We start from the raw sequence: 10,680 nt of genomic DNA, 5'->3' as shown, positions 1-10,680 counted from the left end.
ATCCCCGCAAGGCTTTTCAGCCCTTCGATATGTGGGGTCTCCGGGCTGCAAAGCCTTGCTACCGTCGCGCCAGTAGTGACATTCCTGCTTTGCAAACCCAGTGACATTTCTGAATGGTGTTTACATTCACAGTGTAGCGGCTCATTCTAAACTGGGTTGCGAAATTTCCTCTATCTTGCTGGAAAGCAAGGAGAATAAAAGATGGCCTATACAGAGCTAAACCTGCGTTAAAGGCGCACGATTGAAGATCTGTTGAATGCTAAGATACCTGTACGAGAGATAGCAGCGGAGATCGGCAGGCATGTTTCGGCGATTTATCGTGACATTAAGCGCAACGGCTATGCCGACGAAGACCTGCCAGAGCTGAACGCCTACTATGCACTGAATGTTCATGACGCGGTTCTTATCTGATCACGCCAGAATCTCGCCGTAACCTGTTAGGGTAGCTAAGACGTTCCTCAAACTAATTTCGGGAATACTATCGCCTTCTGAAAAATTAATCTCTGCTTAACTTTGGTATGAGACAGTAATCGTGTCATATATTGGAGAACGCTATGAACACGAATATAATTCAATCCACCAAGCATTTGCTCGAGAATGCATTTCGCGACACTCCCAGCGGAAAAACTTGCCAGCTCGCGCTGCTTGCAGCCTGCTACCCCGGCCACTACTCACTTGAGTTCAGCGATCTTTGTTGCCTCGATGGCAGAAACACACGAGCGGCTTTGAATGTATTGACGTATCGTCTGGTCGAATTTGAAAGTATCGAGAGTATAATCGGGCCTGAGACCTTTAATCGGTTGCACGATGCCTGGTGCCGGGATCATCCGGATAATCAGATAGCCAACGCTTGTTGATCTTTGACGATGCTCAGATCGGTCACAGAAGATGAAAAGCCTTTCTTCTATCCATTCACTGTCAAGCGCGCGGCTGAGACAGCAGTCCGTCTTCCCGACGTATACAGATTTCAGGCGGTGCTGACCCAGCGTTGCCTCAAGTCCGCACGCTTTAAGCGCTCGGGACCATGGGTGCGAGGTGATCGAAAACCTTAATGTTGAGGGCATTGGCAATTTTGGCCAAACGTAAACTGAAATTTAACCAAGATCGATTATGTATGATTTGCGATGATCGGAAATTATTCCGCATCGCTAAACAACTAAAATCAGGAGATTTAGATGATTGTAGATTTTAAAAACCAAGTAGCAACAGTTGCAACCGAGCTTGCCTACTCAGCCGAAGAAATCAGCGCCGGGTTCGAATTCTCAGACCGCAAAAGCCGGAGAATTGACCCGGCTGGACGCTGGGACAACGCGGGACGCTTTTATGCGCAAGAACGCAGCAGCGCCGTCGAAAACTGCCGCGCCCCTAGCCGAAAATTTCCGTGGTCGGAGATGAAAGCGGCGCGGACGGCAGCCCATTGCGCCGAAATGGCGGGGGTCGGCAATGTAACGCATGTGCGCCGCATAGCTTTAGCTCTCGAAAAATGCATTGGTGGTGCCTCGGAGGAAGTTCTGCGCAAGTTGCTCACGCCGGGGGTTAAAAAACGCAAAGCGGATCGTAGCGCACCTCTAGAGCAGGTGGCAGCTGCGCGCCCTCAGCTTTCACTTAGGCAAAGCTTCTGACGACGCAGCGCAAGCCGGGCACCGACAAGAAGCTGTCGTGCCCGGCCATATAGATACAGGCAGATGAGTGAGGTCACCTATTCAGGCAGTTGAAATCGGCGGTAAGCACGGGCAGGCAGCGTCCCCATGAATGTTTCCAGAGATCCGTTTAGCAAGGCGCTCAAGGTCGTCTTGATGCAATTCTCTGCTTTGTACGAGCTCTGACGCAATATGCTTCAGGTGATCGAGGTTCTGCGCAAGCATTCCGTGCGCTGCTTTGCTTGCCCTTTCGATATGCGAATGGATCTGTTGCTGCACCTTACTCGGCAGCGCTTGAAGGTCGACCCCGCCAATGTCGTGCCAGATCAATCCAGATTGACCAAACGCCCATTGCAGTTCAATCGCGGCTGCGAGCCTTGTGGCTTGGGCGAGGTCACTTGCCGTGCCGAGCCCCGCGCCGTTGCTGGGTTGCTCTAAAAGCAGCGCCTCGGCGGCTCGGCCTGCCAAAAGCATTTGCAATTGCGCTTCCGCCAGTTTGGGCGTGACGGTGGACAAGTGAGCCGACTCGACACCTCCCCCCTGAGGTGTCACCCAAACACGTTTCGGAAGCGGAAGCGGGCCGTGCAATGCCACCAAGACATGGCCTGCTTCATGGATGGCGATCCTGTGCAATAATGTCTCATCCGAAGGAAACACCAATGCATCAGCGGCAGCCTCAAGATGTTCCTGTCGCAGATCTTGCCTCTCTGCCCGGGCCCGTCCGAGGGCATCGCGAATAAGCGCTTCTGCCGTCGCACCTGGTTCGCCCAATAGCCTTTCTGCGACCGCACGCAGGTTCAACTTAGACGTGGCTCGGTCCCCGATTTTGGTCGCCAGAATAGCCTCGATTCCGCTAAGGTCAGGCATGGGAATCTGGAGTTTCAGATCAAAGCGGCCACTTCGAGTGACTGCCGGATCCACGTCGTCCAAATGGTTGGTTGCTGCGAGGATGATGAGACCTTCGACTTCGTTGGCGCGATTGATCTGTTCAAGCAAACCGTTGACCACACCCCGTGAATAGTTGTCATTGTGGCCCCCGGAAGTGCGCGTCGAAAAGCTGTCGAGTTCATCGATGAACAATACCGCGGGAACCGCTTGCGCTGCTCGCTCGAAGGCGCCCGAAAGAGCGGCCAGCATGTCGCCTTGATGGCCTGCTTTCTGGCAATCCGCGTAGGAAGTTGCAACCAGTGGCACACCCGCAGACCCTGCCAGTGCGGTCGCTAGTAACGTCTTACCTGTTCCCGGAGGCCCGAAAAATAACGCACTGTGTGTCAGGTCGGACCACGCCACCCTGCCCTCTTGCCACAGCGCGAGATCATCCACCATGCGTTGAAGCGCGGCGACCGTGGTGCCAAGCCCTTTGACACTATGCAGCGTAACCTGGAGCGTGCCTCCATGCGCATGCATGATCTCGGTAAGACGGTCCGCCACCCGCAGCGTAGTTGCTTCCTCAAAAGCAGCGTCGATTTGCACAGGTGCCAACCGTCTCAGCGCGGTCGCGTCAGGCAGCCGCTTCAACAGCTCATTTTCGGCCAGTTGTTGCGTGTTACTGTGGGTGTACCGCAGGGTCTCAATGATCGCGGTAGGTGAGACGGAAGGCCAATTCAAAACCTGACGGACAAGACTGAGTTGTTCACCTGAGAGGCTATGCTTACTACTGCTGACCGCAAGCACAGCCTCGTGTTGACGCAGGCGCTTGTCGATCAATCGCCTGAACTTATCGATGCTCCGGTTTTTCTCAGAGGGCGAGGCGCTTGTCTCTTCATGAAGCGTAGCGATCTGAGTTCCCGCGAGCGTCAATTGGTCCGCCTTCCAATGTTTGACAAGATCTGGGAGTACGCCGGGCAGAACAGACCGCATGCCGTCCGGAGGACAGACCAAGAGGGTAATACCGCCAGGATGCGCCATTTTATCGACCATATGCTCATCCTTGAGCGCAGCGCAGAGGAGCAGTACAGCGAGAATGGCCGCCGGTTTCGGCTTGATGTCCCAGAGGGGTGAAACGTCAAGCTCGCTGCACGCCCAAGGATCCTCGCCGGTTGCATAGAGTTGCTCGATCTCGGCAGATGTCATATTTTCTGCCGCAGGCGGGGCACCGACTGACCCAGACTGGCGCAGGTCTCGCAGCTCCGGCGCAGATTTTACCCGGGGGCGCAAAAGATCGATGTTTCCTTCGCCATCCATCTCCGCGTCGTCGTAGTCATAGCATTGCTCTAGGTTTGACCGCCATTCCATGAGCGTGCTCTCGCAGAGTGCCGCGACAGCGCGTCGCGCAAGGCACTGGGAGAAACTGGTTGGAAACAACGGGGCGTTCATCTGTTGTCTGTTCATGGCCAGCCCTCCTTCAGTAACACAACGGCGTCGGGCCCACCGCAGGATCCCCCGTCTGAACCACGCCAAGCGCGTCCAGCGCCTGCCCAAAACTCTCGCCGGGGCGCCGCCGCAACCGATCCACCTCGTCCACGCCAATGAATTGGGACCGCCTACGATCCACTGAGAATTTTACAACGTTGTCCTGAAGCCCGACCAAGGCCAGGAGATCGAAATCTGTCTCCGCATAGCGCCGCACACCCCGTGGCGATCGATGGTACCCATGCGAAACGTTGAACTGGTAGCAATTATTTTTCGCACGGGCCGCGGTCTTAACCTGGACCCGCAAAATGCCAAATTCATGGAACACAAAAAAGTCCACCGGCATGAACTCTGCGGGCGAAACACTCGGCAAGCCTAGTCTCAGCAGAACGCTCTCAACCAAGAGCTCGCCCGCCCTCCCGATCTGCTTGCCATGGTGCTTGAGCGTGTCTGAATCGACATTCGGAAAGTGCATCAGTTCTGTATTTTGGACAGGAAGGTCGGGACGGAATACGTCCTCGAGCCCCCGCAAGGGTGGTTGATGTGTCATTTATTGATCCTTAAGCGCAATAGAATGCCCAACCGGGCGCCGGAACGCCGGTCAGGGAACTCAAAATTATGGCTGGGTGGCTGTTACGCTGCGGAAGACAGGCCGAGATCAATATCAGGCCCGTTTGCCTCTTCCGCCCGAGCCGTATCCGCCATCTGTTCAAGGCAGACCTGAGCTTCCTTCAACAGAAAATGAACATGGTCCGAGGCGGGCTTCCGCATATACGCCAACAACCGATTAAGCGCTGCGTCGATTTCCGCGGGTGATCCAGCGCGGATAGCCCGATGGATTACGCCTGCACCGCGACAGAGCAGCCGTCCGCCCGCGTTGCGGGTGGGATACTTTGCCAGCAGGAACGCGTCCTCCGCGAGCCCTTCCCAGATTGCGTCCACTTCGCCGTGCCAATCAAAGCCGTTTGGCCAGTCACTGGCGTCGAACCAGACTTCTTCTTGAAGCGTCGATTGCATATCGCCGACCAAACGCTCGAACATGAGCACCGCTGGCGACTGGAGGCAAGTTTTGCCTGTCGCTGGCTGCAACAAGCTATTAATATGAAATTTAGACATGATGATCTCCTTAACCAGATCGTTGTGTTGAGAGCAGGATAAGGGTTGCCGCCCTTGTTCTGCTCGCTATATAATGATACCATTATACAATTATGTCAACCGATAAATAGAGGTGCTATTGCGAAATGGTTCAAAAAGGACGCCCTTCGATCAATTCTACCGGAATTATGCTCCGAATCCGTGATGATATCGTCAAAAAAATAGATGATACCCGGCGTGAGGAAGATGATTTGCCATCACGGCAGGAAATGATCCGCCGCATGATTGATGAATGGTTCGAAAACAAAGAAAATGTGAAATAGAAATATGATAACCCCAAAATATGAAATTATGGGCACAGGTCTCTGCGCATTTAAATCCTGATTGAAGATCGGGAGGCAACGGTACACAAGCAGCATGAAAGCCTATCCCGTGGGCGCAGTCTTCTTTTGATTTGCTCCCAGAACCGGTCCGCGATCATAAAAGGGGACATGCTTTTGTCCGCGGATGGGACTGCTTGCGGTCACCCGGATGATTTGCTGGCTTCTGACAGATCGCAGTTTGCGACCACGATTTGATCCACCATAATGCTGCAGTGTCCGCGTACTTTGTTGGCCGAGGCATGCAGCGATGATTTCATCCGAAATCTTTTCATCCGCCTTCATGTCTGCTGCGAGAGCATGTCGGAAAACATATGGCGTCACATTTTTCCTCTGCCTTGGAAATGCGCGCGCGCCGAGCCTCGTCATCAGCTTGCCGAGGCTTACGGTCAGCCGCCGCTCCTGTTCTGCAACGGAGAGCCACATCCCGGAGGGTGAACGGGGAGTAGTGGCCTCCTTGATCTCCAGACGCGCGCTGCCAGACTGCGCAATATAGTCTCGCAACCAAATCGATTCCGGGCTCTGGCAGGTCATCTCGATCCTGCGTAGTGCTTGTCCCTTCGCTTCTAATTCAGGTCCTAGTTCCGGAGCCGTCTTGGCCCCCTTGACCGTGAATGTCAGAGTGTTTTCGCCATTCGCTTCTCCGAGTTCAACGGTAACACCGAGCCTTGCCGAAAGTTCAACAGGTCGGCAGCCGGTCAGCATCAGGGTCGCAATGATCGCGCAGCGCTGTGCACTAACATAGTCATCTGTCAAAGCCGTTTTCCAAAAATGACTACGCCAGCAGTAAGCTGGGTTCTTTTTGCGTTTACCATATTCATGCCGGTTGAGCGCTCGCAGAGCAGCGATCGCAGGTATTGGCTTTTTCTTCGGATTGGTATCTTCTTTGGGTTGCCTCCTACGTAGCGCGCGGTGCGCAGGGTCGGGGGGCATGGCAATAAGAAAGGCCACGGCCTGCGCCAGGCGATTGCGCTCCGTTCCGTTTAGTGACTCGCGGGCTGCCCGCATCCGTGCCATGGCGTCCGCATCGACCGTTCCGTTGAGCTGATCAATCAATGCAGACCGGGCTGGTCCCGCATCCGTCAGCGTGAGGACCTCTTTCCAAAAGATGGGGGCGTGTTCGGCAATCATTTGACCGGCCATGCGAACAAGCGCGGATCTGTTGGCTTGCCGTGTATTGACGCTTGCCCAGCCCTGCGTGCGGTCTTTCTTTAGAAAGGCACTAAAGGGATCATTATTCCGGTTGGAGCGGGCGAGGGCTGCCACGCGCTGTTCATATTTCTGCCAAGTGCCCGACGCGACCAAAACTTCCGGCGTATAGAGCAGGTCGGCCTCTTGCGCATGGGTGTAGGCAATCAAGCTGTTGGCGAATAGGGCCTCGACCGCCATATGCTCATCAAGCAATTGATCGGCCGCAGAGGTCCGCTCGCGAAAGTCGTCATAAGAAGAACCTGGAGGGAGCTGTTCAGTCATGACATGATCTCCGTGCAGTCTAAGGCTGCATCCCCTCCTAGCGGATCAGGCCACTTTATTCCCTTACTCGACGTGGCAACCCCACAATAGATTTGAGCATTCCGTGCATAGTGTTCACCCTTAGCCGTAGGGTGAGGATCGTAAATGTAACTAAAAATCGCATCACTGAACCCGACGTGGTGGCTCGTCCGGAAAGGCGATAAAAGATGCGAAGAAATGCAAAAATAAACCGCCATGTCAGCGACCCTCCTGACGGCGTATCTCCAGGACGCATACCCATGCGGGGCCGCCCTGCGACGCATAGGGCAATACACTGAGGCGGAAGATAGCCACCTGAAAGTCAATGCGGCCGACAAGATGAGGGACTTCCGCCTCATTGGGATGGAAAGGCCGCAACTCCATCCTGGGCGGCTTTAATAGAAAAGAAAGGCCGTGAATTGCGGCCGTGATTAGGTTAGATTCACGGGAGGATTGGTGCGGTGTCAGGCAGCCATAAATTCTGATCTCGAGCTTCCGCCCCAAGCCATCAAGCAAAAGGTCGCATATATACGCTTCGCCTACCCTGCTATCTCTTGCTTTCAAAACGCCGGCATAGGCCTCACGCCGCAAGCCCTGCAAAATCAGAGCTGCGCTTTCTCGTTTCAGCATTCCAAAAGGCGGTTCATTCGTTTTTATTAAATTGTCCATTTTTAATCTCCATTCTATTTAGGTAGATTGGCCAGGGCGGTTAAAGACGAGTGAATGGCCGTGAATGGGCTAACAGGGTGAACTGCTTTCTCGCCAGGATTTGGCTATTATCGCGGACTTAGGTGGCCCAAGATTCGCACTTCATCTGTGAATCCACCTGGCGGCAGGTCGAAAATTTATAAGCTAACTTATGTAATTGTACTGGATGCCAAAGTTCGCCAGATCGCCGCATATCGGGCCCGCCTTGAGGCGGATTCAAAACGTGAGCAAGAGATCTTGGACAATCAGATAGAACGCGAAGACGCGGCCGAGAGACGTCGGTTTGCGGCTCTCCCTCCAGGGGAGCAAGCAGCTGAGCGCGAAAGCAACCGAATGTTTCTTCAGGTGCTGGAAGAGCGGGTTCTTGCCCCGAAAGACCTTTTCAGCGGTCTCGGGGTAAGCGATGTCTTTGACGATTGAGCGTGAGACCAACAATAGAAAGGCAAAGCGCGATACGGACTCCTGGGGTAGCGATCCTTGTCGAGCCGGAAAGCTCAAGGACTTTGGCTTCAAGGTTCCGGCGCATCCGTCTCGGCTTCGGAGCTCTTCAGGGTGATGCGCCCTTCCGTCAAGCAGATCCTCTTGAAAGGTCAGCGGCTCCTTTGACAAGACGTAGTAATCCTCCCGCCACTCCGGGTAATCGAGCTCTTGCGTACGCATAGTGGATGCAAAGTCAGCGTGATGTACCCCGTAGCCGGTCGGCGCATAGATATGCAGCTTTTCGACCCTCAAGTCGATGATATGTGTCCCATAGGTCTCATCGGCAAATGCCACCTTAACCGCATCCGCAGCTTCACGGGTCTCATACTGATCTGATGCCATGAGAATATCTAAATCACGCCGCGATCCGCGAAGATATTCGCCCAGAGATCCGTACAGGTGTTCCATTCACGTTCTAGCATCGGCATGTCGGTGCCTTGGCAATCTTCGGTATAGAATTCATCGTGATCCTCATCGAACCAGCCCATCGACAGGTAGTGAAAATCCGAACAGAAAAGGGTCCGCGATGCGGACCCTTGGCAGCAAGTTGTCGAATAGGAGATCAAGTAGCGCAACGCGCGATGGCCCTCCGAAGGGGGGGAGGACGATAGCAGCCAACCCACCTTTTCCCCAGCGTATGGCTTTACGCGGCGGACTTGGATGTCGCGCAAGCGCAACGGAGCTCTTTACGTCCTTCTATGTCGGAGCCTCTGCAGAAGAAAACTCCTTCTCATCGAGATCCAGATAGCCTTCGAGATCTGCGCGGATGTCCGGGTCAAGTGCTTCGCCATGCATAATGCGGCTGTAAAGCAGGGTGAAATAGATGACCTTGATAGAAGTCACCGCCCGGGCAAACAGTCCATGCAGCACGAAACCCAGAAACGCGAAGATGAAGACTGGCAACCAGTTAAGCACGGTATCAGGCCCGATTGGTCCAAAGGTGGGAATTTCCGGAGACAGCTCGCGCAGCGTCCCAGCAAAGAATGCTGCAGGGGCAAGCCTATATCCCGAGAAATTCATATGGACTAGACAAGAGGATCATACGGCCTATATTGGTGGTCAAAGGAGATTTATCATGGAAGCTGTCGTTAAGACACGCGATGTCGCGCAGATCAATGCGGTCGCTCTGAAGGCCTATGCCCGCGTTACTCAAGCCTGGTCGCTGAACCAGAAAGAAGCCGCAGCGCTCGCTGACATGTCCGAGAGCACTTGGAAGCGCGCCAAGAAGCCTGATTTTGCGGGTGATCTAACCAAGGATCAGCTTTTGCGTCTCAGCTCCGTGATCGGCATCTATAAGTCGCTGGAACTCTATTTCTCCGAAGTTTTGGCGCGGGATTGGTTCACGCGGCCCAACACTGGCCCTTTGTTCAGCGGCCAGCGACCTGTTGATACCGCGATCGAGGACGGCCTACCGCAGATCATGACCATCCGGGCCTATCTTGATGCGCTTCGCGGTGGCGTATGAAGAAGACGGAGATTTCGGACCGCGGCCTGATCCGGTTGCTGCCGGCCACCTACCACAAGCCCCCTGCCCTTCGCGGGCTTGTCGACACCGATGATGAGCTTGATGTCCTCGCTGAGATCGAGGGCATGACCAGCGGCCGGTTGATCGCGGAGCGGGGCCGAAGTGCGCATATCGATCCGCGCGAGCTTGCTTGGCGGCGGCGCAGCCGCGACCTACAGATCTACGGCGATACCCATGTCAACGCGGCCTTTACCTATACGCGCGAAGGCGGAAACCGCTTTAACACCGGCCAGCGCGGCGCGTGGTACTGCGCATGGGATCTGGAAGTCTCGGTCAGCGAAGTCGCCTATCACCGGACTCGAGAGTTGGAGTTTACGGGCTGCTACGATGACCATGGTCGCTATGTCGAGCTGCTCGCGGATTTCATCGGCGAGTTTGACGATATCACCGATGAGCTCGGCCACCCCGCGCTCGCTCCCAATCCTGATGTAGGCTACCCCGAGGGGCAGACCCTTGCGGGGCAGCTCCGGCGTAACGGTTCACGCGGGCTGATCTATCCCTCGGTCCGGGCGCCCGCGCCGGGCGGGAACTGTCTGGTGTGTTTCGAGCCGCACGCGATCCAGAACGTGCGCCCCGGCGCGTCTTGGGATCTGATCTGGAACGGGTCGCCCCATTTCGACATGGAGGCGGTCACCGCGTCCTAGCCGCTCGCGCGCCTTACGGGGACGGGATCTCATTCTCGATATCGGCCGCCGGTGCCTCACGCGTGATCAGCTCACCCGGGTAGGTCATCTTAGCTCGCTCGATAACGCTGTCGGCAAGGCATCGTCAACTTGCGGGGCGTGACCTGAAATCGGTGTTGTCACGTTAACTCGCCGAATTCGCAAGTTGGCAAGCTGTTCGTTGATCAAGCGGCCTGTGCCGCGGATTTCCACGCCTCGAAGGTGTTGTCACATTAACGGTCCTGAGGTTGCTGGTTCATTGATCTGGGCGTAGGCGGTGTCGATGCAGACACAAAAGATCAGCTACAAACGCCACCGGTTTCCGCCTCAGATCATCGCTCATATTG

Annotated in this window: 13 protein-coding genes; 6 read left to right on the top strand and 7 right to left on the bottom strand. The window is 55.1% G+C overall.

Annotated elements, in window-relative coordinates; translation table 11 throughout:
- Positions 1-240: 240 nt before the first annotated feature.
- The 3 genes from J7392_RS24415 to J7392_RS23920 all read left to right on the top strand — a co-directional run bounded on the left by J7392_RS24415 (position 241) and on the right by J7392_RS23920 (position 1,622).
- Positions 241-411, top strand: a complete 171-nt coding sequence (locus J7392_RS24415) for a helix-turn-helix domain-containing protein (RefSeq protein WP_348540733.1) — start codon at positions 241-243, stop codon at positions 409-411.
- Between the two features lie 143 nt (positions 412-554).
- Positions 555-857, top strand: coding sequence for a hypothetical protein (locus J7392_RS23925; protein WP_209219834.1), 303 nt, complete (start codon positions 555-557; stop codon positions 855-857).
- Positions 858-1,175: 318 nt separating this feature from the next.
- Positions 1,176-1,622: a hypothetical protein gene (locus J7392_RS23920; protein WP_209219833.1), complete on the top strand. Its 447-nt coding sequence runs from the start codon at positions 1,176-1,178 to the stop codon at positions 1,620-1,622.
- Positions 1,623-1,703: 81 nt separating this feature from the next.
- On the opposite strand, the gene J7392_RS23915 is transcribed toward J7392_RS23920, so the two are convergent.
- From J7392_RS23915 to J7392_RS23905, 3 genes are all read right to left on the bottom strand, one after another.
- Positions 1,704-3,971: an AAA family ATPase gene (locus J7392_RS23915; RefSeq protein ID WP_209219832.1), complete on the bottom strand. Its 2,268-nt coding sequence runs from the start codon at positions 3,969-3,971 to the stop codon at positions 1,704-1,706.
- Positions 3,972-3,984: 13 nt separating this feature from the next.
- Positions 3,985-4,542, bottom strand: a complete 558-nt coding sequence (locus J7392_RS23910; protein WP_209219831.1) for a hypothetical protein — start codon at positions 4,540-4,542, stop codon at positions 3,985-3,987.
- An 83-nt stretch (positions 4,543-4,625) separates the two neighbouring features.
- Entirely contained in the window at positions 4,626-5,108 is a 483-nt protein-coding gene (locus J7392_RS23905; RefSeq protein ID WP_209219830.1) for a hypothetical protein, read from the bottom strand.
- A gap of 125 nt (positions 5,109-5,233) precedes the next feature.
- Between J7392_RS23905 and J7392_RS23900 the strand changes: the two genes are divergently transcribed.
- A complete protein-coding gene (locus tag J7392_RS23900; protein ID WP_209219829.1) occupies positions 5,234-5,410 on the top strand; it encodes a hypothetical protein in 177 nt (58 codons plus the stop codon).
- A gap of 102 nt (positions 5,411-5,512) precedes the next feature.
- Here the strand turns inward: J7392_RS23900 and J7392_RS23895 are convergent, their stop codons facing one another.
- The 4 genes from J7392_RS23895 to J7392_RS23880 all read right to left on the bottom strand — a co-directional run bounded on the left by J7392_RS23895 (position 5,513) and on the right by J7392_RS23880 (position 9,166).
- Positions 5,513-6,940: a site-specific integrase gene (locus J7392_RS23895; protein WP_209219828.1), complete on the bottom strand. Its 1,428-nt coding sequence runs from the start codon at positions 6,938-6,940 to the stop codon at positions 5,513-5,515.
- A gap of 237 nt (positions 6,941-7,177) precedes the next feature.
- Positions 7,178-7,627 carry a hypothetical protein gene (locus J7392_RS23890; RefSeq protein ID WP_209219827.1) on the bottom strand — a complete coding sequence of 150 codons (450 nt, stop codon included), beginning with the start codon at positions 7,625-7,627 and terminating at the stop codon, positions 7,178-7,180.
- A 255-nt stretch (positions 7,628-7,882) separates the two neighbouring features.
- A complete protein-coding gene (locus J7392_RS23885; RefSeq protein ID WP_209219826.1) occupies positions 7,883-8,554 on the bottom strand; it encodes a hypothetical protein in 672 nt (223 codons plus the stop codon).
- Positions 8,555-8,842: 288 nt separating this feature from the next.
- Positions 8,843-9,166, bottom strand: a complete 324-nt coding sequence (locus J7392_RS23880; RefSeq protein WP_209219825.1) for a hypothetical protein — start codon at positions 9,164-9,166, stop codon at positions 8,843-8,845.
- 55 nt (positions 9,167-9,221) lie between these two features.
- On the opposite strand from J7392_RS23880, the gene J7392_RS23875 reads away from it, so the two are divergent.
- Complete coding sequence (locus J7392_RS23875) at positions 9,222-9,611, top strand: MbcA/ParS/Xre antitoxin family protein (protein WP_209219824.1); 390 nt, start codon at positions 9,222-9,224, stop codon at positions 9,609-9,611.
- The gene (locus J7392_RS23870; protein ID WP_209219823.1) at positions 9,608-10,315 is read left to right on the top strand and encodes an RES family NAD+ phosphorylase; all 708 of its coding nucleotides are present in this window, start codon (positions 9,608-9,610) and stop codon (positions 10,313-10,315) included. Before J7392_RS23875 ends, J7392_RS23870 begins: the two co-directional genes overlap by 4 nt.
- Positions 10,316-10,680: the final 365 nt, after the last annotated feature.

Origin of the sequence: Sulfitobacter sp. R18_1, assembly GCF_017743915.1 — a bacterium.
Taxonomy (GTDB): domain Bacteria; phylum Pseudomonadota; class Alphaproteobacteria; order Rhodobacterales; family Rhodobacteraceae; genus Sulfitobacter; species Sulfitobacter faviae.
The sequence above is the reverse complement of the archived record's forward strand: the minus strand, read 5'-3'. Positions and strand labels throughout refer to the sequence as shown.